Here is a 22,200-nt window from a genome sequence, read left to right as displayed (position 1 = left end):
CAATAAGAGGAGTATTTCCGCGCAAAGGAGCGTCAGGATTGTTCCGCTGGCAGGAACGCAATGACGCGGACATCGGCCGGTCGCCGGACCGGGCCGGGGAATCCGAGGAACACGAGATGCACAGTCGCTTCCGCTTCGTGACGATCGGGGTGGTCATCGCCCTGATCGTCATCAACTACGTGGACCGGAGCGCCATCTCCTACGCGGTCCAACCGCTGGAGCAGGCGTTCGGGATCACGACCGCGCAGTACGGGATCATCAGCAGCGTCTTCTCGGTCGGGTACATGGTCTTCGCCTTCGTGTCGGGGCCGTTGGTCGACCGGTTCGGCACGCGCAAGGTCCTGCTGGCCGCGGTGATGCTGTTCTCCGTCTCCGTCGCACTGATCCCGGTGGCGGGCTCCTTCGCCGGCCTGCTGATCGTGCGGCTGCTGCTCGGGATCGGGGAGTCCCCGGCCTTCCCGGCGGCCACCCGTGCCGTGAGCCGCTGGCTGCCGGTGCGCGAGCGCGGCGTCGCCCTCGCGCTGTGCGGCGGCGTCGCGGTCTCCGGCAGTCTGCTCATCTCCGGCCCGCTGCTCACCTGGCTCATCGGGGCGCTGGGCTGGAAGGGGATGTTCTGGACGATGGCGATCCTCGGCGGCGTCTGGGCGCTGGTCGCGCTCGCGCTGCTGCGCGACCTGCCGGACGAGTCGCCGCGGGTGAGTGCCGCCGAGCGCGCCTACATCGCCGCGGGCCAGGAGGCCGACGCCCGGCCGGAGCGCGCCCCCGTGCGCTGGCGGCCGCTGCTCACCAACCGCAACCTGTGGGTCGTCGCCGGCGGGTACTTCGCCTGGGGCTTCATGTTCTGGGCCTTCATGTACTGGCTGCCGACGTTCTTCTCCAGCGCGTACGGGCTCAGCCTCAAGCAGGCCGGCGCGTTCTCGGTCGCCCCGTGGGCGGCCGGCGTGGTCGGTGCGCTCGTCGGCGGCGTCGTGGTCGACCGGGTGTACCGGCGCAGCCCGCGGATCCGCAGCCGGTTCGCGGTCATGGGCGTGGCCCTGCTGCTCGCCGGGTGCTCGCTGATCCCGATGCTGCTCGTGCCCAGCCTGGCCGTCGCGATCATCTCGATCTCCTGCGGCGTGGGCTTCGGGTTCGTCACGGGCGGCATCTGGTGGGTGGCCTCGATCGACGCCGCCCCGGACCAGCCGGGCAGCGCCGCCGGGTTCGCCGACGCCGCCTTCGCGTCGTCGGGCATCGTGGCCCCGTCGGTCATGGGGTTCATCGTCGCCGGCACCGGCACGTTCACCAGCGGGTTCATCGTGATGGCGGTGCTCGCCGTCGGCGGTGCGCTGCTCATGCTGCTGGTGCCGCGCGAGCCCGCCCGCACGGCCGAGGGCGCCGCGACCCGCTCGACCGCCACCACCGCCTGAGGTGCGGCAGCGCGAGGTCCGCGCGGCCGTCGACCGGCTCGGGGCCTGGGTCGCGGGGCTGCGCTGGGCCGACGTGCCGGCCGGGCCGCGGGAGCGGCTCGGCCTGGTCCTCCTCGACGTCCTCGGTGTGACGGCGCTCGGCGCCCGCGAGCCCGAGCAGCGCCGGCTCGTCGAGGCCTGGACGCCGGGACCCGGCCCGGCGCCGCTCGTCGGGGCCGGGTGCACGACGATGGTCGAGGCGGCCGCGTGGCTCAACGCGACCGCGCTCGTCCGGCTCGAGCTCGACGAGGGCCACAAGCGGGCCAAGGGCCACCCCGCCGCGCACGCCTTCCCGGCGGTGCTGGCCCTGGCCGCCGAGCGGGACGCGTCCGGGCCGGACACGCTCGCCGCCCTGCTCGCGGCCTACGAGGTCGGGGCCCGCTTCGGCCGGGCCACCCGGCTGCGGCCCGGCACGCACCCGCACGGCAACTGGGGCGTGACCGGGGCGGCGGCGGGCTGTGCGCGCCTGCTCGGGCTCGACGCCGGGGCCACCGCCGGGGCGATCGACGCCGGCAGCGGCATGCCGATCGCCGGGCACTTCGCCAGCGCGCTCGACGGCAACCGGGTCCGCGACGCGTGGATGGGGTCGGCGAACGTCTCCGGCCTCGCCGCGGCGCGGATGGCCGCGGCCGGGCTCGCCCGGTCGACCGGGACCGCGGCCGGGTCGCTCGGGGAGTTGCTGGGCGAGCTCGATCCGGCGGAGCTCGACGCGGATCCGGGCAGCCGCTGGGAGGTCGAGGGCGGATACGTCAAGCGGCACGCCTCGTGCTCGTTCACCCACGCCGCCGTCGACGCCGCGCTGGAGCTGCGCGGCCGCCTCGACGGGGAGGTGGAGGAGGTGCTGGTCGAGACGCACTCGCTCGCCGCCGGCCTCGACCGCCGCACCTGGACCGGCCCGCTGGCCGCGATGTTCTCGGTGCCGTTCACGGTCGCGACGGCGCTGCGGCGCGGCCGGATGGACCCGGCGGCACTGTCGGCCGAGGCCCTCGCCGATCCCGCGACCGCGGCGCTGGCCGCCCGCGTGACGGTCCGGGCCGCCCCCGACCTCGACGCCCGGCTGCCCGCGGAGCGCCCCGCGCGCGTCACCGTCCGGTCGGTGGCCGGGACGGTCACCGCGGAGGCCCCGAACCCGGTGGGCGACGCCGACCATCACCCGTTCACCACGCAGACGTTGCCGACGCTGCTCGCGGACCTGCTCGGCGGCAGCGAGCCGGTGGACGCGATCCAGGCCGTGTGCGCGGCGTTGCCCGGCCTGCCCGCCGTCGGGGACGCGCTGCGCGGTCTCGCCGGGCTGAAGGAGGACCGGTCGTGCGTATCCACGCCGTGACCCCGATCCACGTCGACGAGGCCGAGGTCGCCCGCCGCCAGGCCCGCTACGACGCACTGGCGCCGCGGGGCGTCCGGGTCGAGCTGCACGACATCGGGCCGGAGGCGCCCCGCGCACTGGAGACCGAGGCCGACGTCCGGGCGTCGGAGGAACTGGTCGGGAAGGCCCTCGCCGCGGCGCGGCCCGGGGTGGACGCGACCCTGCCGGACTGCGTGCTCGACCCGGCGGTACCGGCCCCCGGGGGTGAGCAGCCGTTTCCGCCGACGCTCGGCCTGCTGCGGCTCGGGGTCGGGGCCGCCGTGCTCGCCGGGGCCAGGGTCGCCGCCGTCGCCCGCAACCGGGCCATCGCCGCGGAGCTCGAGGCGCGGATCGCCGCCTACGGCTGGTCCGGCGCCTTCCTCGGGGTCACCGTGCTGGACCTCGCCGTCGAGGACATCGAGGACGGCGACCGCTGGGTGCGGGCGGTGCGGCCCGCGCTGGAGCGGGCCGGGGCCGCCGGCGCCGACGTCGTGCTCAACGGTTGCTCGGCCGTCGACGTCGAAGAAGGGCTCGATCCGGCCCTGCCGCGGCTCCTCGACCCGATCTCCACGGCCCTGCGGCTGCTCCGCTGACGATCGCGGTGTGACGCACCACTCACCCCCGACTGAACGTCCGATCGGCAACACGGCTGGGCGGGGCCGGTACCCACAAGGCAGGATGATCCGGGTGAAGGCCACCCAGTCACCGCTGTTCGGTTCGGTCGACGAGGTCACCGAGCGCCTCGAGGGCGTCGGCTACCTCGCGTCGACCGCCGTCGCGACGACCGTGTACCTCGCCGACCGGCTCGGCAAGCCGCTCCTCGTGGAGGGCCCCGCCGGCGTCGGCAAGACCGAGCTCGCGAAGGCGGTCGCCGCCGCGACCGGCTCCGGGCTGGTGCGCCTGCAGTGCTACGAGGGCATCGACGAGGCCCGCGCGCTCTACGAGTGGAACCACGCCAAGCAGCTGCTGCGGATCACCGCCGGGCAGGGGCACGAGAGCTGGGACGCCACCCGGGACGACGTGTTCTCCGAGGAGTTCCTCCTGCCGCGCCCGCTGCTCACCGCGATCCGCCGGGACGACCCGACGGTCCTGCTCATCGACGAGATGGACAAGGCGGACGTCGAGGTCGAGGGCCTGCTGCTGGAGGTCCTGTCGGACTACCAGGTCTCCATCCCGGAGATGGGCACGGTCACCGCGACCCGCAAGCCGTTCGCGCTGCTGACCTCGAACTCCACGCGCGAGCTGTCCGAGGCGCTCAAGCGCCGCTGCCTGTTCCTGCACCTGGACTTCCCCGACCCGGACCTCGAGCGCCGGATCGTGCTGACCCGCGTCCCGGAGCTGCCCCAGGCGCTGGCCGACGCGCTGGTGCGGACCGTGCGGGTGCTGCGGGCCATGGAGCTGCGCAAGGTCCCGTCGGTCGCCGAGACCATCGACTGGGGCCGCACGCTGCTGGCCCTCGGCCTCGACACCCTCGACGACGACGCCGTCCGGCAGACCCTCGGCGTCGTCCTCAAGCACCAGTCCGACCAGGTCAAGGCGAGTGCGGAACTCCGGCTGAACTGAGCCGTCCAACCGAGGAGGCCCCGATGGCCGTCACGACCCCCGAGCACGGGCTGCCCGGTCACCTCGTCGACTTCGTCGGCGCGCTGCGCCGGCACGGCGTGGCCGTCGGGCCGGGCGAGACGGTCGACGCGGCCGAGGTCGTCGGCGCGCTCGACCTGCTGCGCCGGCGCGAGCTGCGCGAGGGGCTCGCGTCCGCGCTGCTGCGCCGCTCCGGCCAGCGCGAGGTCTTCGACACCCTCTTCGACCTGTACTTCCCGCCCGCCCTCGGGGTCGGCGCCCAGGACGTGGAGGTGCCGCGCACGGAGACGGACGACGGGTCGGAGGGCCCGGTCGACGTCGACGCCCTGCGCGATCTGCTCGCCGACCTGCTGCTCGCCGGCGACGAGGAGGCACTGCGCGAGCTGGCCCGCGCGGCCGTCGACGCCCTCGGCACCGCCGGGGCCAGCGGCACCGGCGTGCAGGGCGTCAACGGCCGGCCCAGTTGGTCGGCCTACCAGGCCCTGCGGCTGATGTCGCCGGAGACGCTGCTCGCCCGGATCCTCGACGGGATGCGCCAGGACGGCGACCCGACGGACGACTTCACCGACGAGGTCCGCCGCCGCGAGATCCGCGACCGCATCGCCCGGTTCCGCAAGATGGTGCAGGACGAGGTGCGGCGCCGGACCGCGGAACAGCGCGGCCGGGACCAGGTCGCGAAGACGGCCGTGCCCAAGCAGGCCGAGCAGGTCGAGTTCCTCTCCGCCTACGCCGAGCAGCTCGCCCAGCTCCGCCGCACCGTGCACCCGCTGGCCCGGCGGTTGGCGAGCCGGCTCGCGGTGCGTCGCAAGCACGCCAAGCGCGGCACCCTGGACATGCGCCGCACGCTGCGGCGGTCCATGTCGACCGGCGGGGTGCCGATGAAGCCCGCCTACAAGACCCGCCGCCCGGGGCGCCCGGAGCTGGTGATCCTCTGCGACGTCTCCGGCTCGGTCGCCGGGTTCTCGCACTTCACGCTGCTGCTGGTCCAGGCGCTGCGCGAGCAGTTCTCGAAGGTACGGGTGTTCGCGTTCGTCGAGAAGACGGACGAGGTCACGCACCTGTTCGAGCCCGGCGCCGAGCTCTCCGGGGTCATGCAGCGGGTGCTGCGCGAGGCGGACCTCACCGCCTTCGACGGGCACTCCGACTACGGGCACGCGCTGGGCAGCTTCGGCGAGTTCTGGGGCGAGGCGATCACCTCGAAGACCTCGCTGCTGATCCTCGGCGACGCCCGCACGAACTACCGCGACCCGAACCTCGCCGTGCTGCGCCGGCTCGCCGGGCAGGCCCGGCACGCGCACTGGCTCAACCCGGAGCCCGAGCGGCAGTGGGGGACCGGCGACTCCGCCGCGCATCGCTACGCCGACGTCCTGCCGATGCACGAGTGCCGCACCGCGGGCCAGCTCGCCGACGTCGTCGAGGCCCTCCTGCCCGTCTGACGCCCGCTCGTGAGTGGCGATGGTCGTTCTGGCGACCATCGCCACTCACAGGTCCCAGAGGGCCATGCTGAGCGGGTCGTCGCTGGGGACGTCGGGGGCGACGGGGCCGCCGTACACCTGGCCGGTGCGGTCGGCGAAGCGGCTGGTCGCGACCGTGAGCACCAGCCCGCCGGGCAGCGGCGCGGACTCGACGCCGGTGCTGAAGCCGAGGGTGGGGGCGCCGTAGGAGCGGGCGTCGGGCCGGCCGCGGAAGGCGACGGCCACGGCCTCGCCCGAGTTCGCCGTGTTCCCGTCCGTCAGCACGGAGACGGGCCCGTCGAAGCGGCCGGGCGGGCCCTGGAGCTGCGGGGTCCCGCCCAGCGAGACCACGCCGTCGCGCACGGTCCACGGGGTGCGGCCGCCCTTCCGGTCCACGAACGCGCCGACCTCGCCCTCGCCGAGGAGCGGCGCCACGGCGGCGAGCAGCGGCCACGGCGACCCGCCGCCGGTGCCGCGCAGGTCCACGATCCACCGCTCCGGGGTGCGGCCGCCGAGTGCCGCGCGGGCGGCGTCGACGTAGGTCCGGGCGTCGTGCTCGGCACAGGAGGGCAGGCCGACGACGACCGCGTCGCCCTGCTCCTCGATCCCCGGCAGCTCCGGAGCCCCGGTCGCCGGCCGGGCGCGGCGGACGCCGCCGTGCGGCCCACCCGCCTGCCTGACGAGGTGGAACAGCTTCAGCTCGAGCTGCTCCGGGTCGTCGAGCGCGCCGAGGACGTCCGTCCGGGCGGCGGACCAGTCGACCCGGTCGGCGTGCAGGGCCCGGCCCTCCATGAGGTCGAGCGCCGCGCTCACCGCCCTCTCCGAGCTCTCCCTGGCCTTCCGCTCCCGCCTGCCGCGCCCGATCACCGGCCCAGTATGGCCTGCGCGGGGTGTGTCCGATTCGTGCAGGATCCCCGCAGTACTGAGGTTAGGCTCACCGACGTACTGCCACGACGTCCCGGGAGCCATGCACGTGCCGACCCTGTCCCGCCGTTCCTTCGTCCTGTCCGCGTCGGGCCTTGCCGCGCTGACCCTCGCCGGGTGTGCGTCCGGCGGGGACACGCCCTCCTCCGCGGGCGGCGGCGACGGCTTCCCCGTCACGATCACGCACAAGCTCGGCACCACGACGATCGAGGCCGAGCCCACCCGCGTCGCGACGGTGAGCGCCGCCAACCAGGACGTGGCGATCGCGCTCGGCGTGGTGCCCGTCGCGATGCCGTTCTTCGACTACGGCGGCGACGCCGAGGGTGTGCTCCCGTGGGTCCGGGACGCGCTGGCCGGCAAGCCGATGCCGCAGGTCGTCGGGCGGTCGCTGGAGCCGATCGCGTTCGAGGCGATCGCCGCCGCGCAGCCCGACCTGATCCTCGCCACCTACTCCGGGCTCACCCAGGACGAGTACGACACGCTCTCCCGGACCGCGCCCGTCGTCGCCTACCCGGACGCGCCGTACTCCACGAGCTGGCAGGAGCAGACCCGGATCGCCGGCCGCGCGCTGGCCCGCAGCACCCGGGCCGAGGAGCTCGTCGTGGCCACGCAGTCCCGGCTGGCCGCGGCCACGTCGGAGTACCCGCAGCTCGCGGGGGCCACGTTCGCCTACACCGGCGGGATGGACGGCGGGCAGCTCGGCATCTTCCGGCCGACGGACGTCCGGGTCCGGCTGCTGGAAGACCTCGGGATGACGTCGGCGCCCTTCGTCGAGCAGAACGCCCCCGGAGGCGAGGCGGTCTACTACACGGTCAGCGCCGAGCTGGTCCCGCGGCTGCAGTCCGACCTGCTCGTCGGGTTCTTCGGCACGCCGGACCTCGACGCCGCGTTCCGCGCCGACCCTGCCGTGCAGGAGATGCCCGCCGTGAAGGCCGGGGGCTACGCGCCGATCATCGGGGCGGACCGGGTGGCGGCCAGCTCGTCGCCGTCGGTCCTGTCGATCCCGTGGGTGCTCGACGCCTACCTGCCGGTCCTCGCCGAGGCGGCCACCCGAAGCCGCCGCTGACCTGCGCGCTCGCCGGTCGGGACGTGCCCGGCCGGCGAGTCGTGGATCACTCGGCGACGAAGTTGACCGGGCGGCCAGTCAAGGCGTAGACCGGAGGCGTCGGGAAGTCTCCTGGAGGGAAGTGATCGTGATGACCGCGAAGGCGTGGACACGGTGGCAGGACTGGGTCGCCCTGGTGATCGGCGTCCTGGCCGCCCTGTCGCCCGTCGTGGTGGCCACGGACGCGGCCGCGGCGTGGCCGCTCGTCGTCCTCGGCGTGGTGCTCGCCCTGACCGCTCTGTGGTCGCTCGCCGCACCGGGTTCGGTGGCGAGCGAGTACGGGCACGGTGTGCTCGGTGTGCTGCTGTTCATCGCCCCGTGGGTGATGGGTTACAGCGACCTCACCGGGGCCGCGTGGACCTCGTGGGTCGCCGGTGTCCTCGCGGTGCTGGTCGCCGCGAGCGCCCTGCCGGCGGCCACCAGCGCCCACCGCGGGCTGGCCGGAACCCACTGACCGATCGAGGGACGAGGGGCCGCGACCCGCGGGGGTCGCGGCCCCTCGTGCGTGCAGGATGGGACGCGATGACCGCACCGGAACCGGCGCGCGAGCGCATCCTCGCCGCGGCGGAGGAGCTCTTCGCCGAGCGGGGGTTCGACGCGACGCCCACCTCGAAGATCGCCGAGCGCGCCGACGTGCCGAAGGGCCTGGTGCACTACTACTTCGCGAAGAAGGTCGACCTGCTCACCGCGCTGGTCGGGCGGCTGCCGGAGGAGACCGTCGACCGGGCGGCGGTGGTCGTGCCCGGCGACGTCACGGAGAGCCTCTGCCGGCTCGTCGCCGTGCTCGACGAGCGGCTCGGGTCCTCCGCCGTGCTCTCCCACCTGCTGTGGCGCGAGGCCGACACGCACCCCGCGGTGCGCGACGCCCTGCACGGCCGGTTCGACCGGTTCGTCGAGGAGATCCGGGCCGTGCTGCTCGCGGCCCGGGAGGGCGCCGGGACCGGCGTCGACAGCGCGGCGCTGCTGCTGGCGTCGACGCTGAGCTACCGGCACTCGGTCTACCGGCACGCCGACGAGGAGTCGCCGGCCCGGCTCGACCTGCGGCCCGAGCTGCGCTTCCTCGCCGCGGCCCTCGACGCCGGCGTCGGCTGACTCACCAGCTGGGTTCGGGCTCGTCCCGCACCGGGGTGAGGGCGATCGCGGCCAGCGGCGCCGCCGCGGCCACCACGAACCCCAGCGCGTAGCCCGCCGCCCCGACGACCGCGCCCAGCGCGACCGGGGTCAGCGACGACACGACGTTCTGCCCGGTGTTCTGGATGCCGAGGGCCCGCCCGGACCACGTCGCCCCGGCGATCTCGGCGACCGCGGTGAAGGCCAGCCCGTTGTCGGCCACGGTGACGATCCCGCCGACGGCCAGCGCGGCGACGGCCAGCCACGGGGCGACCGCGTCGCCCAGGGCGAAGACGAGCAGGACGAGCGTCGCGCCCACCGCGAGCTGCCGCATCGGCCGCAGCCGCGACCCGACCCGGTCCGACCACACGCCGGAGCCGATCCGCGAGAGCGCGCCCGCGATCTGGATCACCGCGACGAACGCGCCGGCCCCGGTGGCGCTCCAGCCCTGCTGGCGCACCAGGTACTCCGTGGCGAAGGCGCTGATCGCGAACTGGGGGACGACCAGCATGGCGCTCGCCGCGTGCACCCGCCACAGCACCGGCGTCCCGTACGGCGAGCCCTCGCGCGCACCCTCGGTCCGCGGCGGCCGCGCCGGGTCGGGCGCGAACCCGACGACCAGCACGGCCGAGAGCAGGCAGAGCGCGGCGGGGACGACCAGCGCGCCGATCGCGCCGGTCCGCTCCGCCAGGCTCGGCAGGACCAGCCCGGCCAGTGCGACGCCGAGCGGTTGCGCGGTCTGCCGGATCCCCATCGCCAGGCCGCGCTCGGTGCGCGGGAACCAGCCCATGATCATCCGGCCGCTCGCGGCGAACACGCTGGCCGACGCCGCCCCGCCCACGGCCAGCAGGCCCAGCACGGTGGCGTGCCCGGGGTGGGGCAGCAGCGCGACCGTGCCGATCACGAGCCCCGCCAGCAGCAGCCCCGAGGCCATCACCTTCCGCTCGCCGAACCGGTCCGCGGCCGCGCCCCACGCGATCAGCGTGAGCAGGAGCCCGGTGGTCGGCGCGGCGACGTAGGTGCCCGCGGCGGCCAGCGACAGGCCCATCGCGTCGCGCAGCCCCGGCACCAGGAACGGGACCCCGTAGACGAACGCGCAGGCCGAGGTCTGGGCGAGGACGCCGATCGCGAGCACCACCCAGCGGCGGCGGGAGGCGGTGGTGGGCATGGGTGGACCGTACGCCGCGGTATCAGAAGATGAGAAAGTGATCCCGGATCATGGGATGGAACCGCACCGTGCTTCCCGTTCGGGTGCTGGACTGCCTTCGGACTACCCCGCGCGGCGGCGGTCGTGCCAGTAGCCCTGGGTGTGGATCCGGTTCGCCGCGATCCCGGCCCCGGCGAGCAGGGTGCGGACCCGGGCGACGCGGGAGCTCTCGGTCGCGGCCCAGGCGTAGAACTCCCCGCCCAGCGCTGCGGCGGCGGCGCCCCGGACGCTTACCCACTCCTCGACGGCGGCGAGCAGGCCCCCGCGCGCGCACAGGGTGGTCACGACACCGGGTGGCGCGGGCAGGCCGGCGGCGTCGGCCGGATCACCCACCTCGACGAGCGTCGTGCCGCCGACTCCCGCGCCGAGGGAGGCGAGGATGCCGCGGAGGGCGGGCAGTGCGGCCTCGTCGGCGGCGACCAGCACGGAGGTGGCCGCGCCCGGCTGCCACTGGACGCCGTGGCCGGGCCGGCCCCGCCGCACGTCCGGACCGGAGACCAGCAGGCGTTCGCCGGGCCGGGCCGCGCCGGCCCACCGGCTGGCGGGGCCCGGCCGGGCGTGCACGAAGACGTCGACGTCGATCTCGCGCTGCGCCCACCGCACCGCGGTGGGCGTGTAGCTGCGCAGCGCGGGCCGCCCGGCGTCGGGCAGGCTCCGCCAGATCGCACGCCAGTCCCGCTCCGGCAGCGGCTCGGTCCGGGGCCCGAACGCGGCGGGGTAGTCGCCCTGCGGGACGAGGAGCTTGATCCGCTGGTCGGGACCGTGCGCGACGAAGTGGGCCAGCTGGGGACCGTGCAGAGTGAGGCGCACGAAGCCCGGCGAGAGCCGGTCGACGCCGGCGACCCGGGTGTCGAACAGGACGTTCGGCGAGGTGTCGAACGACCGCGTCATGCGGCGCGTCCGGCCAGGATGCGCTCGAGGTCGTCGAGCACGGCCAGTCCGCCCCGGGGCCCGACGCCGGTGATCCAGAAGGACTGGTCCACCACGTGCAGGTTCGGGAAGGACTCGGTCCGCACCGCCGCCACCGCGGGCGGGACGACCGTCTCGTCGCCGGCCCTGGTCGCGGTGACCAGCACGAGATCGGCCCGGGCCTCCAGGACGAGCTCCGGGGACAGGTCCACCGAGATCGAGTTCTCCCAGTCCCGCGGCGGCGTCGTGAAGCCGGCGCACTCGAGCGTGCTGCCGGCGAAGGAGGTGGGGCCGTAGAGGGTGAGCACCCCCTCGCGGGGCCGGATGAGCTGGGCGGTCCGGCCGGCCGTGCGGTGCGTGGCCGCCACCTCGTCGCACCGCTGGTGGTACCGGTCGAGCAGGCCCTGCGCCGCGTCCTCCGCGCCGAGCGCCCGCCCGACGAACCGGACGTTGTCCTGCCACGGGTCGGCCTGGCTGGCCATGAACACGGTGGGAGCGATCGTGGCGAGCTGCGGGTAGAGCTCGCGGTGCCGGGACTCGGTGCCGAGGATCAGGTCCGGCTCCAGCGCCGCGATCTTCTCGAGGGACGGCTCGGCGACGGTCCCGACCGGATCGACCGCCTTCGCCTCCTCACCCAGATAGGCCGGGACGCCGGCGGCGGTGCTCAGGACGGCGGCCCCGACCGGCACGCGCCCGAGAGCGACGGCGGTGTCGAGCTGCACGGGCTCCAGCACGACGATCCGCTGCGGGTCGGCCGGCACCTGCGTCTCGCCGTGCGCGTGCGCCACGATGCGCGGCGCCGCCGTCGGCTCGCCGCCGCCGGCGTCGCCGCCGCAGGCCGACAGGAGGAGCACCCCGACGACCGCGACGGCGGTCGGGAGCAGGCGGCGGGCACGGCGTGGGGGCATCGGGGCTCCAAGTTCTCGGCGGCGAGCAGAGGGAAGGCTAACCTGTCTCTCGGCGTCCGGAATGTGACGTGGGCCCGAAACCGCCAGGTCGAAGACGGCTGCCGGCTGCGGGGACTCCGATCGAAAATCTCGAACTGATGTTCGAGAAGGGGTAGCGTCGCACTCATGGGAGTGGACCTGGTGTGGCAGCCGTCGTTGTTCGACGAGGGCGCCCCGGCCGTCGAGGTCGACCCGGACTTCCACGGGCTGGTCCGGCACGAGCTGGGCTCCGGCGCCTGGGTGGACCTCGTCCCCGGGTGGCTGCGCGGGGCGGACGAGCTGTTCGCGCGTTTGCTGCGGAGCACGCCGTGGGCACAGCGGGACATCCGGATGTACGAACGGGTACTGCCCGAACCGCGGCTCACGCACCGGTGGACCGTCGACCAGGGTCTCCCGGAACCGGTGTTCGCCGAGGCCGCGCGCCTGTTGAGCGAGCGCTACGGCGAGGAGTTCACGCAGGTCGGGGCCAACCTGTACCGCGACGGGGCGGACAGCGTGGCGTGGCACGGGGACCGGGTGGCCAGGGAGATGGACACCGCGCTCGTCGGGTTGGTCTCGTTGGGCGGGGTGCGGCCCTTCCGGCTGCGGCCGCACGGCGGCGGCGCGTCCGTCGGGTTCCTCCCCGGGCCCGGCGACCTGCTGGTGATGGGCGGGACCTGCCAGCGCACGTGGCAGCACAGCGTGCCGAAGGTGCGGTCGGCCTCCGCCCGGATCAGCGTGCAGTTCCGCCACGCCTACGAGGGGCGCCCCTGATCCGTCCGTACGTCCTCGGCCGTGCCGAGGCCTTCCCTGCTGGCGGGTCCGGGCCGCCCCTCGGTCGGTACGGTGACGCCATGGCGGCACCGGAGTCCGAGCGGGACCGGCTGCTCGGCCTGATCGCGGACTACGTCCTCGAGCACGGCATCGCGGAGCTGACGCTGCGCCGGCTCGGCGCGGCCATCGGCACCAACAACCGGATGCTGCTGTACTACTTCGCGTCCAAGGAACAGCTGATCGCGCAGGCGCTGATGGCGGCCTCGCTGCGGTTCCCGACCTTCGCGGCCGCCCTCTCCGCGCTCGACGGCACCGGCCCGCTCCGCGAGCGCCTCGACGCCGTGTGGACCGGGATCGCCGCCCGCGAGAACCACCCGTTCCACCGGCTGTTCTTCGAGGTCTACGGCGTGGCGCTGCACCAGCCGGGCCGGTTCGACGACTTCCTGGCGCGGGTCGGGCACGACTGGACCAACCTCGTCGCGGGGCGGCTGCGGGCCGAGGGCGTGCCGGACCCGGAGGCCGGCACGATCGCGCGCGAGATCGTCGCCCTCTGGCGCGGCCTGCAGTTCGACCTGCTCAGCACGGGTGACGGGGCGGAGGTCGCCGAAGCCCACTCCGCCTCGGCCGCCGCCTTCGCAGAGCGGTGCGAGCGGGCCCGCGGCCGGGTCGCCGCTGCTCAGCCCGCCGGGTGAGACGGCGGTGTGTCCGTTCCGGGCCTCCGGGGCGGGATATCCTGCCGCGATGCAGCGCAAGATCGGGGTGATGGGCGGGACGTTCGACCCCGTCCACCACGGCCACCTGGTGGCGGCCAGCGAGGTCGCCGACCGGTTCGCGCTCGACGAGGTCCTGTTCGTGCCGACGGGGCAGCCGTGGCAGAAGTCGGCGAGGGCGGTGAGCCCGCCCGAGGACCGGTACCTGATGACGGTGATCGCCACGGCGTCGAACCCGCGGTTCATGACGAGCCGGGTGGACATCGACCGCGGCGGCCCGACCTACACCGCCGACACCCTGGCGGACATCCACGCCGCGGTGCCCGACGCCGAGCTGTACTTCATCACCGGTGCCGACGCCCTCTCCCAGATCCTGTCCTGGCACAAGGTCGAGGAGCTGTTCACGCTGGCGCACTTCGTCGGCGTGACCCGTCCCGGCTACGAGCTGGCCGACGCGCACCTGCCCAAGGGAGCCGTCACGCTCGTCGAGGTGCCGGCCATGGCCATCTCGTCGACGGACTGCCGCGACCGCGTCGCCGCCGGCCGGCCGGTCTGGTATCTCGTGCCCGACGGGGTGGTCCAGTACATCTCGAAGCGCCGGCTCTACACCCCGGACGCGCCCGCGGGAACCGGTATCCCGGCCTGAACCGGACCCACCCGGCGCGGCCTGCGACACTGGGGCTGCGAGGCCGAGGTCCGGCCGTCGCGGAGGGAGGCCGCGTGGCGGCAACGGCAGAGGCGGTGGAGATCGCCCGGGTGGCGGTGGCCGCCGCCGCGGACAAGCTCGCCCAGGACATCGTCGTGCTCGACGTGTCGGGGCAGCTCGTGATCACCGACTGCTTCGTCCTCGCCTCGGCGCCCAACGAGCGGCAGGTCCAGGCAATCGTCGACGGGGTGGAGGAGAAGCTCCGCGAGCACGGCGTGAAGCCGACCCGCCGCGAGGGCACCCGCGAGGGCCGGTGGGTCCTGCTGGACTACACGGACGTCGTCGTGCACGTCCAGCACACGGACGAGCGCGGGTTCTACGGGCTGGACCGGCTGTGGAAGGACTGCCCGGCCCTCGACTTCCCCGAGGCCCGCACCACCCCGGCCGAGGAGTCGGAGTGACTCTCCGGCGGGTCGTGCTGCTGCGGCACGGGCAGACGGACTACAACGTCGCCGGCCGCATGCAGGGCCACATCGACTCCCAGCTCACCGAGGAGGGCCGCGAGCAGGCGCTGCGGGCCGCCCCGGTGCTCGGCGCCATGCCCTTCGACCGTGTCGTCAGCTCAGACCTGACCCGCGCCGTCGACACCGCGAACACCATCGCCGACGTCCTCGGGCTGCCGGTCAAGCTCGACAAGCGGCTGCGTGAGACGCACCTGGGGGAGTGGCAGGGCCGCCGCGTCGACGAGGTCGAGGTCGACTACCCGGGGCAGATCGCGGAATGGCGCGGCGATCCGCGCTGGACGCCGCCGGGCGGGGAGTCCCGCGTCGACGTCGTCCGGCGGTCGCTGCCGGTCGTCGAGGAGATCGACGTCGACCTGGCCGAGGAGCCCGGCTCGCAGTCCCTGCTGATCGTGGCGCACGGCGGGATGATCGGCGGCCTGGTCTCCGGGCTGCTGGACCTGCCCGAGACCGTCTGGCCGATCATCGGCGGCATGGGCAACTGCAAGTGGGCGGTCGTCGCGCGGCGCGCGGACCACCCGCGCTGGCGGCTGTCCGGGTACAACATCGGTGTCACCTCCTGAGGACCCATTGGCCCCGAGCCGGAGCGCCTCCGGACACGGGGTGATCCGCCCATCCCGTTCGACGCTGCTGGTCCTCGGCGACTCGCTCGCCTTCCACGGCCCCGAGCGGGCCGAACCCGCCGACCACCCGCGGATCTGGCCGCAGGTCGCCGCGGCCGCGCTCGGCGGGCGGGTCGAGCTCGTCGCCGGGATCGGCTGGACGGCGCGGCACGCCTGGCACGCGCTGACCCACGACCCGCGGGTGTGGGCGGCGATGCCGCGGATCGATGCGCTGGTGCTCGGGGTGGGCGGGATGGACGCACTGCCCTCGCCCCTGCCCACGTCGCTGCGGGAACTGATCCCGGTCCTGCGGCCCGCCTCCGTCCGCGCGCGGGTGCGGGACGGATACCTACGCGCCCAGCCGTGGCTGTCGCGCGCGTTCGCGGCGCTGCCCGGCGGTGGGCCGGTGGCGTTGCCCCCGCGGCTCACGGTGTCGTACCTGGAACGGTGCCGTGCCGCCGTGACGGCGCTGCGGCCCGGGCTCCCGGTCGTCGCGATGCTGCCCTCGGTGCACCGGGCCGCGGTCTACGGCGGGGTGCACGCCGGGCGGGCGGCGGCCGAGCGGGCCACCCGGATCTGGGCCGACGCGCACGGGGTGCGGGTGCTCGACGCGCCCACCCTGGTCGCCGGGCACGTCCTGGGCGGACGCGGCAACCCCGACGGGATGCACTGGGGCTGGGAGGCGCACCGGCGGGTGGGGGAGACGCTCGCCGAGCTGGTGCGGGGAGAGCTCGCTCGGGTACACGGTTCCGTGGGATCTCGTGAGCTGGGGGAGACCGTCGTCGGCGCGCCTGGTCCTGCGTCTGTGGAGGCGTGATCGGCGGGGAAGGCGGCCTGCCGCCCGTGAGCGGGAACTCGGCCGTTCCGCTCGTGGTCGGCTTCTGTGCTCGTGGTCGGCTTCTGTCTCGTAATCGGCTTCCGTCCTCGTTTTTCGCTTCTCCGCTCGTGATCGGGTCTGCGGGCGCGAGCGGGCTCGACGATCGGCTCCGCCGAGCGTGCTCTGCTGTGTAACGTGATCCGCCCCGTCAGCGACGATCGACTGTGCATGTGGCGATCGACTCTGCGGGCGGCGATCGGCTCCGCAGACGGCGGTCGGCCCTGCGGGCGATCGGCGTCGCAGGTGCGGTCGGCTTCGCGAGGGGCGATCGATCCTGTGGGCGGCGAGCGGCCCGGCGGGTCGTGAGCGGCCGGCGACGTCGACCGGCGCAGCCGGTTGGAGATCGACTGGAGAGGTTCTAGGTTCGGCCCCGTGCCCGATTCCGCACTCGACCCGCGGTCCGCAGCGGTGACCGAGCGAGCCGACCGCGCGACCGACCCCGAGGGCGCGGAGGACACCGCGCCCGACGGCGCCGAGGCGCCTGCGGACGCAGCGGGCCGGGCCGGCGCCGAGGAGGTGGCGGGCCGCGTCGCGGTGGTGACCGACTCGACCGCCGACCTGCCGTCCTCGCTGGCCGGAGCCGTGCGCGTCGTGCCCCTCGAGGTGCGGCTGGGCGACCGCGTGGTGCGCGACGGCGTCGACATCGGCCCGGGCGAGCTGAGCGCGGCGATCGCCGACCGCAGGCTGGACGTCCAGACCTCGCGCCCCACCCCGGAGGCGTTCGCCGAGACCTACCGCGACCTGCTCGCGGCGGGGGCGTCCGCGGTCGTCTCCGTGCACCTGTCCCGTGAGCTGTCGGGCACGTGGGACGCGGCGCGGCTCGCCGCCGAGGAGGTCGACCCGGGCCGGGTCCGGGTCGTCGACTCGCGGGCGTTGGGCATGGGCCTGGGGTTCGCGGTCCTCGCCGCCGACCGCGCCGCCGCCGAGGGCGCGGACCCGGCCGACGTCGAGGCCGCCGCCGCGGCCGTGGCCGCCCGGTGCCGGGTGATCTTCTGCGTGGACGAGCTCGACCGGCTCCGCCGCGGCGGCCGGATCGGGACGGCGGCCGCGGTGCTGGGCACCGTCCTCGCCGTCAAGCCGCTGCTCCACCTGGTCGACGGCCGCATCACCGCCCTGGAGAAGGTCCGCACCTCCGCCCGCGCCACCCAGCGGCTCGTCGAGCACGCGGTCGCCGCCGCCGGCGCCGAGGCCGATCTCGCGGTGCACCACCTCGGCGTCCCCGAGCGTGCCGAGGAGCTCGCGGACCGCCTCGCCGAACGCCTCCCCGCCTCCCCCCGCCCCGTGGTCTCCGAGATCAGCGCCGTCATCGGCGCCCACGTCGGCAACGGCGCCCTGGGGGTCGTGGTGGTGCCACGAGCGTAGGCGGCTCCGCGTCCACGATCGCCGGTCGCGGTACCTGGCGGCTGCGGCGGACCGCAGCTGCTGATTCGAGCGACCATGCGTAGGCCGGTCCGTGCCCTCCGCGGTCACATGGTCATTTGCCCGCGGTGCATGGCGGCCAGGGGTGGCCGCGTCGCACCGCAACCGCCGATCATGTGCAGGCGGCCGATTGATCCGGTCTGCGGCGACGCCACTGCGGGTGACGGCGCTGCCGCATGATCACCGTCAGCGGCGCATCAGGCGCGACGGGCAGAGCCATGAACCACTACCGGCGATCTTGGGCGAGGCTCCGCCCCGAAGCTGGGTCTCCATGACGCCGCGACGCAGCATGATCGCCCTTTGCGGACCATGGCGGTGCCTCCCGCAGCCGTGTAGTAGCGCTGACGCCGATCTTGCAGACGCGGCGACACAGCATGATCGTTGTTTGTGGACCATGACGGCGGCTCCCGCGGCCGTGTAGTAGCGCTAATGCCGATCTTGAGCACTCTCCGTGCCCGAAGCCCGGGCTCCCTCACCGCGACGGCGCATGATCGCTGCTTGCGGACCATGACGGCGGCTCCGGCAGCCGTGTAATAGCGCTATCGCCGATCTTGAGCCCTGCCCTTGCCCGATGTCGGGCTCCTGGCTGCGACGGAACATGATCGCCACTCGTGGACCATGACCGCGGCTCCGGCAGCCGCGACGGGTCGGCACTGCCGATCTTGTGCGACATCCGGCGTGGAAGCCCGCTCGCGCTTCCGCCGAGCCACCATGATCACCGTCTGCGGTACTTGGAGGCTGGTGGTGGCCGGGATGTGACGCGACCGGCGATCTAGGGAGCGGCCCAGAGCACCGAGATCCGGGCTGTCGCGCCGGTCACCATCATGATCACCACTTGCGGTGTCTGGCCGCCAATAGTGCCGGGACATGACGGACTGGCGATCTCGGGGGAGCGGCTCGGAGCACCGAGATCCGAGTCGCTGTGCCGCCCGCGTGCATGATCACCTCCTGCGGTGCCTGGCGGCCAGGAGTGGCCGGGATGTGCCGCGACCGGCGATCTCGTGTGACGGCCGGCGCCAAGGACCGCCCGTGACGGCCGCGCAATTCAACATGATCATGACCTGTGACGCCTGACGGCCACGGGCGGCCGTCAAGTACCGCCACCAGCGATCTTCGGTGCGGAACGCAGCCGGCGATGTTGTGCCCAGGCACTGCACCCGGGCTCGTCTGCCTGAGCCGTACCTCACCAGACCCGACCTCGGCGCCGACGCATCCCGCCCCATCCTGCCCGACACCCCCGACAGAGGCGGCGCTCCTGAGGTCCGTGTGGATGGCGTTGTCCCCACCCCGCCCTCTCCGTCCACAGCTGACGCAGTCGTCCGGGAAAGGGGTGTCGGCGGCCCTAGCGTCGCGGGCGTGGCACGGAGCTCCCCGAACACCCGATCCGCGGCGCGGCTGTCCGCGGTGCTCGGGACACCCGTGGGCCGCCCCTACCCGGCGACGGAGCGGGGCGGCGAGGAGATCCCGGCACCGAGAACCCCGCCTGCGCAGGTCCCTCGCCACCGCCCACTTCCTCAGGTCTTCCGGCCGGCCATGCCTCTGAACCCCGACCTCGTCGCCGACGATCCACCCACCCTCCCGCTGCCCCTGACTCCCGGCGGGACAGCCGACCAGATTCGCGACGAGCCATTCCGCTACGCGTCCGGCAACCCGCACTTCGCCGCCCTGCTCGCCGAGGTCGACGAGCCGGCGGACGACCACCACGAGTCGGCCGACGAGTACTCCGACGACTACGCCGACGAGGAGCAGGGGTCGCGGAATCCCGGCAGCCGGCCGAGCCGGCTCACCCGCGTCGCCTCGCGCTGGGTACCCGCTGCGTGGCGCAGCTCCCGACTCGACCCCGGCCGCGCGGGAGCACTCGCGTTGGTCCTGGTCGCGGCCGTGGCGGCCGTGGTGGCGGCCGTCGGGGTCTGGAGCGCACGACCCCGCGCGGAGCAGGTGCCCCCGCTGCCCGCGGTCTCGCTGAACACTGCGGTCGAGTCGAGCCCCGTCACCTCCGCTCCGCCCACGGCAGCGCCGACCGAGCTCGTCGTCAGTGTGTCGGGGAAGGTCCGTCGTCCGGGTCTCGTCCGTGTTCCGGACGGCTCTCGCGTGGCCGACGTGCTCGAGGCCGCCGGTGGTGCGGTGCCCGGTACCGACCTCGCGACTCTCAACCTCGCGCGCCGTGTCGCCGACGGCGAGCAGGTGGCGGTCGGCGTCCCGGCCGCAGCGGACGCCGGCGGTGCCGCGTCCGGTCCCGCACCGACCGGCGGTGACGCCGCCAGTGTGGGGCCCGCCGGGAAGATCGACCTCAACCACGCGACCGTCGAGCAGCTGGACGCGCTGCCGGGCGTCGGGCCGGTGACCGCGCAACGCATCGTCGACTGGCGCACCCGCAACGGCCGCTTCGCCCGCGTCGACCAGCTGCGCGAGGTGGAGGGCATCGGCGAGCGCCGCTTCGCCCAGCTCCGGGAGCTGGTGACCGTATGAGGACCCCCGAGGAGCGCCGGGCGGTCGCCGAGGAACCACGGGCCCGGCCGGACCTGCGCCTGGTCCCGGCGGCCCTCGCCGCATGGGCGGCCGTGCTCTGCGCGGTACTCGCAGGACCGCTCGCCGCGCTGGTCGCCTCCACTGTCGCCCTGGCCACGCTCATCACGACGACTCGTCGAGCACCGGGCCGCACCCGGCACGCCATGCTCGCCGCCTCCGGGTGCGCCCTGGCCGTGGGGCTGCTCGCAGGCCTGCACGCCCTCCACGTCCACGACCACCCGCTGCGCGCCGCCGCCGAGCGCGGATCGGCCGCCGTCCTGCGGGTCACGCTGACCGACGACCCACGGCCCCTGCGCGGCCCCGCCTACGGCGCGGACTTCGGAGCGGACCGGATGCTGGTCGAGGCCGAGCTGGAGACCGCGACGGTCGGTGCGGGGGAGTGGCGGTCGGGCGGTCGCGTCCTGCTGCTGGCGCCCGCCGAGGGGTGGAGCGGCCTCCTCCCGGGCCAGACGGTCACTGCCGAGGGCCTGCTCCTCCCTGCTCAGCGGGCCGACCTCACCATCGCGGTGCTGCGGGTGCGCGGATCCCCGACGGCCGTTGGCCCGCCGCCGTGGTGGCAGACCGCGGCCGGAGCACTCCGCGACGGCCTGCGGCGGGCCGCCGACGTGCTGCCGGAGGACTCGGCGGGCCTGCTGCCCGGCCTCGCGGTCGGCGACACCCGCGAGCAGTCGACCGAGGTGGAGGAGGACTTCCGGGCCGCGGGTCTCACCCACCTCACCGCGGTCTCCGGTGCGAACCTCGCGATCGTCGGCGGGGCCGTGCTCGGCCTGCTCCGCCTGTTCCGGGCCGATCCCCGCCTATCCGCGGTGCTGGCCGGGGCCGCCGTGGTCGGCTTCGTGGTGCTCGCCCGGCCCTCACCCAGTGTCGTACGGGCCGCGGTCATGGGCGGCATCGTGCTGCTGGCGCTCGCGCTCGGACGGGGCCGCTCAGCGGTTCCGGCCGTGGCCGCGGCCGTGCTGGTGCTGCTGGTCGTCGATCCGGCGCTCGCGGTCGACCTCGGCTTCGCCCTGTCCGTCCTCGCGACGGCAGCCCTCGTCCTGGTCGCGCCGGGCTGGTCCGCGGCACTGCAGCGGCGTGGTGTGCCGCAGGGTGCCGCCGAGATGCTCGCGGTCCCGGCGGCCGCGTGCGTCGCCACGGCTCCGCTGATCGCCGGTCTGAGCGGCCAGCTCAGCCTCGTGACCGTGCTGGCGAACCTGCTCGTGGTGCCGGCGGTCGCGCCGGCGACGGTCCTGGGCGTGCTCGCCGCCGTGGTCTCCCCGCTGGCACCCGGCCTGGCCACCGTATGCGCATGGCTCGCCGGGCCGGCGGTGGCGTGGCTCGTGCTGGTGGCCGACCGCGCCGCGGCGATCCCCGGAGCAGTCCTGCCCTGGCCGGCCGGCGTGGGTGGCGCGCTCCTGCTGACCGGTGTGCTGCTGGTGCTGGTGGTGCTCCTCCGGTTCCGCCGCTCCCGGCTGCTCGTCCTCGCGGTCGTGGTCGGGCTGGCGCTGGTCCTGGTGCCCACCCGCGTGATCCGCCCCGGCTGGCCGCCCCCGGACTGGGTCGTGGTCGCCTGCGACGTCGGCCAGGGCGATGCGCTCGTCCTCGCCACGGGCGTTCCGGGCCAGGCGGTCCTCGTCGACGTCGGTCCGGACGACGGCCCCACGGATGCCTGTCTGCGCCGACTCGGCGTCGACGCGCTGGCGCTCGTGGTGGTCACGCACCTGCACGCCGACCACATGGGCGGCCTCGCGGGGGCGCTGCGCGGCCGGGCGGCCGGCGGGGTCGCCCTGGGGCCGGCGCACGAGCCGGCCGGGGCCCTGCGGCGGATCGCGCAGCAGGCGGCGGGCGCCGGCGCGCCGGTGCTCGAGCTGACCGCGGGTCGTCGCCTCGCATGGCCCGCCCTCACGCTCGACGTCCTGGCACCGGACCGCGCGCCGGAGTACGTCGACGGCGAGGACGGAACCGCCGTGAACAACACGTCCGTCGTCCTCCGGGCGACCACACCGGCCGGCCGGATCCTGCTGACCGGCGACGTCGAGCTCGACGCCCAGGCCGACCTCCTGCACAGCGGCGCGGACCTGCGGGCGGAGGTGCTCAAGGTGCCCCACCACGGCTCCCGCTCGACCAATCCGGACTT

Annotated in this window: 20 protein-coding genes and 1 pseudogene; 17 read left to right on the top strand and 4 right to left on the bottom strand. The window is 74.9% G+C overall.

The features are described from left to right. Positions 1-116: 116 nt before the first annotated feature. The 5 genes from PKE99_RS05810 to PKE99_RS05790 all read left to right on the top strand — a co-directional run bounded on the left by PKE99_RS05810 (position 117) and on the right by PKE99_RS05790 (position 5,807). On the top strand, positions 117-1,406 hold the full coding sequence (locus PKE99_RS05810; RefSeq protein ID WP_051737197.1) for an MFS transporter: 1,290 nt from the start codon (positions 117-119) through the stop codon (positions 1,404-1,406). A 1-nt stretch (position 1,407) separates the two neighbouring features. Further along, positions 1,408-2,772 (top strand): MmgE/PrpD family protein, encoded by a 1,365-nt coding sequence (locus PKE99_RS05805; RefSeq protein ID WP_037043364.1) that lies wholly within the window; start codon positions 1,408-1,410, stop codon positions 2,770-2,772. Next, positions 2,754-3,383, top strand: coding sequence for an aspartate/glutamate racemase family protein (locus tag PKE99_RS05800; RefSeq protein ID WP_037043367.1), 630 nt, complete (start codon positions 2,754-2,756; stop codon positions 3,381-3,383). The genes PKE99_RS05805 and PKE99_RS05800 overlap by 19 nt, the downstream gene beginning before the upstream one ends. A gap of 94 nt (positions 3,384-3,477) precedes the next feature. Then, positions 3,478-4,353 (top strand): AAA family ATPase, encoded by an 876-nt coding sequence (locus tag PKE99_RS05795; RefSeq protein WP_231498134.1) that lies wholly within the window; start codon positions 3,478-3,480, stop codon positions 4,351-4,353. Between the two features lie 23 nt (positions 4,354-4,376). Further along, entirely contained in the window at positions 4,377-5,807 is a 1,431-nt protein-coding gene (locus PKE99_RS05790) for a vWA domain-containing protein (RefSeq protein ID WP_037043373.1), read from the top strand. Between the two features lie 45 nt (positions 5,808-5,852). On the opposite strand, the gene PKE99_RS05785 is transcribed toward PKE99_RS05790, so the two are convergent. Further along, positions 5,853-6,638: a S41 family peptidase gene (locus PKE99_RS05785; protein ID WP_051737131.1), complete on the bottom strand. Its 786-nt coding sequence runs from the start codon at positions 6,636-6,638 to the stop codon at positions 5,853-5,855. 154 nt (positions 6,639-6,792) lie between these two features. On the opposite strand from PKE99_RS05785, the gene PKE99_RS05780 reads away from it, so the two are divergent. The 3 genes from PKE99_RS05780 (at position 6,793) to PKE99_RS05770 (ending at position 8,946) form a co-directional block, all read left to right on the top strand. Beyond that, positions 6,793-7,815 (top strand): iron-siderophore ABC transporter substrate-binding protein, encoded by a 1,023-nt coding sequence (locus tag PKE99_RS05780; protein ID WP_037043376.1) that lies wholly within the window; start codon positions 6,793-6,795, stop codon positions 7,813-7,815. A 130-nt stretch (positions 7,816-7,945) separates the two neighbouring features. Further along, a complete protein-coding gene (locus PKE99_RS05775) occupies positions 7,946-8,308 on the top strand; it encodes an SPW repeat protein (RefSeq protein ID WP_037043894.1) in 363 nt (120 codons plus the stop codon). Positions 8,309-8,376: 68 nt separating this feature from the next. Then, positions 8,377-8,946 carry a TetR/AcrR family transcriptional regulator gene (locus PKE99_RS05770; protein ID WP_037043379.1) on the top strand — a complete coding sequence of 190 codons (570 nt, stop codon included), beginning with the start codon at positions 8,377-8,379 and terminating at the stop codon, positions 8,944-8,946. 1 nt (position 8,947) lies between these two features. Here PKE99_RS05770 and PKE99_RS05765 read toward each other — a convergent pair whose 3' ends face one another. From PKE99_RS05765 to PKE99_RS05755, 3 genes are all read right to left on the bottom strand, one after another. After that, positions 8,948-10,132 (bottom strand): MFS transporter, encoded by a 1,185-nt coding sequence (locus PKE99_RS05765; RefSeq protein ID WP_037043391.1) that lies wholly within the window; start codon positions 10,130-10,132, stop codon positions 8,948-8,950. 102 nt (positions 10,133-10,234) lie between these two features. After that, the gene (locus PKE99_RS05760) at positions 10,235-11,062 is read right to left on the bottom strand and encodes a siderophore-interacting protein (protein WP_037043394.1); all 828 of its coding nucleotides are present in this window, start codon (positions 11,060-11,062) and stop codon (positions 10,235-10,237) included. Continuing rightward, on the bottom strand, positions 11,059-11,988 hold the full coding sequence (locus tag PKE99_RS05755) for an ABC transporter substrate-binding protein (RefSeq protein ID WP_037043398.1): 930 nt from the start codon (positions 11,986-11,988) through the stop codon (positions 11,059-11,061). Before PKE99_RS05755 ends, PKE99_RS05760 begins: the two co-directional genes overlap by 4 nt. Positions 11,989-12,153: 165 nt before the next feature. On the opposite strand from PKE99_RS05755, the gene PKE99_RS05750 reads away from it, so the two are divergent. From PKE99_RS05750 to PKE99_RS05710, 9 genes and pseudogenes are all read left to right on the top strand, one after another. After that, a complete protein-coding gene (locus tag PKE99_RS05750; RefSeq protein ID WP_037043400.1) occupies positions 12,154-12,780 on the top strand; it encodes an alpha-ketoglutarate-dependent dioxygenase AlkB in 627 nt (208 codons plus the stop codon). 80 nt (positions 12,781-12,860) lie between these two features. Then, the gene (locus PKE99_RS05745) at positions 12,861-13,472 is read left to right on the top strand and encodes a TetR/AcrR family transcriptional regulator (protein ID WP_037043403.1); all 612 of its coding nucleotides are present in this window, start codon (positions 12,861-12,863) and stop codon (positions 13,470-13,472) included. Between the two features lie 49 nt (positions 13,473-13,521). Further along, complete coding sequence (gene nadD / locus PKE99_RS05740; RefSeq protein WP_037043405.1) at positions 13,522-14,136, top strand: nicotinate-nucleotide adenylyltransferase; 615 nt, start codon at positions 13,522-13,524, stop codon at positions 14,134-14,136. Between the two features lie 74 nt (positions 14,137-14,210). Further along, positions 14,211-14,597 (top strand): ribosome silencing factor, encoded by a 387-nt coding sequence (gene rsfS, locus PKE99_RS05735; RefSeq protein ID WP_037043406.1) that lies wholly within the window; start codon positions 14,211-14,213, stop codon positions 14,595-14,597. Then, complete coding sequence (locus PKE99_RS05730; RefSeq protein ID WP_037043409.1) at positions 14,594-15,220, top strand: histidine phosphatase family protein; 627 nt, start codon at positions 14,594-14,596, stop codon at positions 15,218-15,220. The genes rsfS and PKE99_RS05730 overlap by 4 nt, the downstream gene beginning before the upstream one ends. 40 nt (positions 15,221-15,260) lie before the next feature. After that, positions 15,261-16,076, top strand: a complete 816-nt coding sequence (octT, locus tag PKE99_RS05725; RefSeq protein WP_425566454.1) for a diglucosylglycerate octanoyltransferase — start codon at positions 15,261-15,263, stop codon at positions 16,074-16,076. A gap of 576 nt (positions 16,077-16,652) precedes the next feature. Next, positions 16,653-17,498 carry a DegV family protein gene (locus PKE99_RS05720; protein ID WP_037043909.1) on the top strand — a complete coding sequence of 282 codons (846 nt, stop codon included), beginning with the start codon at positions 16,653-16,655 and terminating at the stop codon, positions 17,496-17,498. Positions 17,499-19,088: 1,590 nt separating this feature from the next. Next, a complete protein-coding gene (locus tag PKE99_RS05715; protein ID WP_081923967.1) occupies positions 19,089-20,024 on the top strand; it encodes a ComEA family DNA-binding protein in 936 nt (311 codons plus the stop codon). Then, positions 20,021-22,132, top strand: a pseudogene (locus PKE99_RS05710) (ComEC/Rec2 family competence protein); the annotation flags it as partial. The gene PKE99_RS05715 and the pseudogene PKE99_RS05710, both read left to right, overlap by 4 nt. Between the last annotated feature and the right edge of the window lie 68 nt (positions 22,133-22,200).

Origin of the sequence: Pseudonocardia halophobica (genome assembly GCF_027922425.1) — a bacterium.
GTDB classification, from domain to species: domain Bacteria; phylum Actinomycetota; class Actinomycetes; order Mycobacteriales; family Pseudonocardiaceae; genus Pseudonocardia; species Pseudonocardia halophobica.
This window is presented reverse-complemented; position numbering and strand designations above follow the sequence as displayed.

What these genes read in the sequence shown, in the direction of transcription:
- PKE99_RS05745 (WP_037043403.1), top strand. Translation starts at nt 12,861, where the DNA reads ATGGCGGCACCGGAGTCCGAGCGGGACCGGCTGCTCGGCCTGATCGCG.
- PKE99_RS05715 (WP_081923967.1), top strand. Translation starts at nt 19,089, where the DNA reads ATGCCTCTGAACCCCGACCTCGTCGCCGACGATCCACCCACCCTCCCG.
- nadD (WP_037043405.1), top strand. Translation starts at nt 13,522, where the DNA reads ATGCAGCGCAAGATCGGGGTGATGGGCGGGACGTTCGACCCCGTCCAC.
- PKE99_RS05775 (WP_037043894.1), top strand. Translation starts at nt 7,946, where the DNA reads ATGACCGCGAAGGCGTGGACACGGTGGCAGGACTGGGTCGCCCTGGTG.
- PKE99_RS05810 (WP_051737197.1), top strand. Translation starts at nt 117, where the DNA reads ATGCACAGTCGCTTCCGCTTCGTGACGATCGGGGTGGTCATCGCCCTG.
- PKE99_RS05790 (WP_037043373.1), top strand. Translation starts at nt 4,377, where the DNA reads ATGGCCGTCACGACCCCCGAGCACGGGCTGCCCGGTCACCTCGTCGAC.
- PKE99_RS05770 (WP_037043379.1), top strand. Translation starts at nt 8,377, where the DNA reads ATGACCGCACCGGAACCGGCGCGCGAGCGCATCCTCGCCGCGGCGGAG.
- PKE99_RS05750 (WP_037043400.1), top strand. Translation starts at nt 12,154, where the DNA reads ATGGGAGTGGACCTGGTGTGGCAGCCGTCGTTGTTCGACGAGGGCGCC.
- PKE99_RS05760 (WP_037043394.1), bottom strand. Translation starts at nt 11,062, where the DNA reads ATGACGCGGTCGTTCGACACCTCGCCGAACGTCCTGTTCGACACCCGG.
- PKE99_RS05755 (WP_037043398.1), bottom strand. Translation starts at nt 11,988, where the DNA reads ATGCCCCCACGCCGTGCCCGCCGCCTGCTCCCGACCGCCGTCGCGGTC.
- PKE99_RS05765 (WP_037043391.1), bottom strand. Translation starts at nt 10,132, where the DNA reads ATGCCCACCACCGCCTCCCGCCGCCGCTGGGTGGTGCTCGCGATCGGC.
- PKE99_RS05780 (WP_037043376.1), top strand. Translation starts at nt 6,793, where the DNA reads ATGCACGTGCCGACCCTGTCCCGCCGTTCCTTCGTCCTGTCCGCGTCG.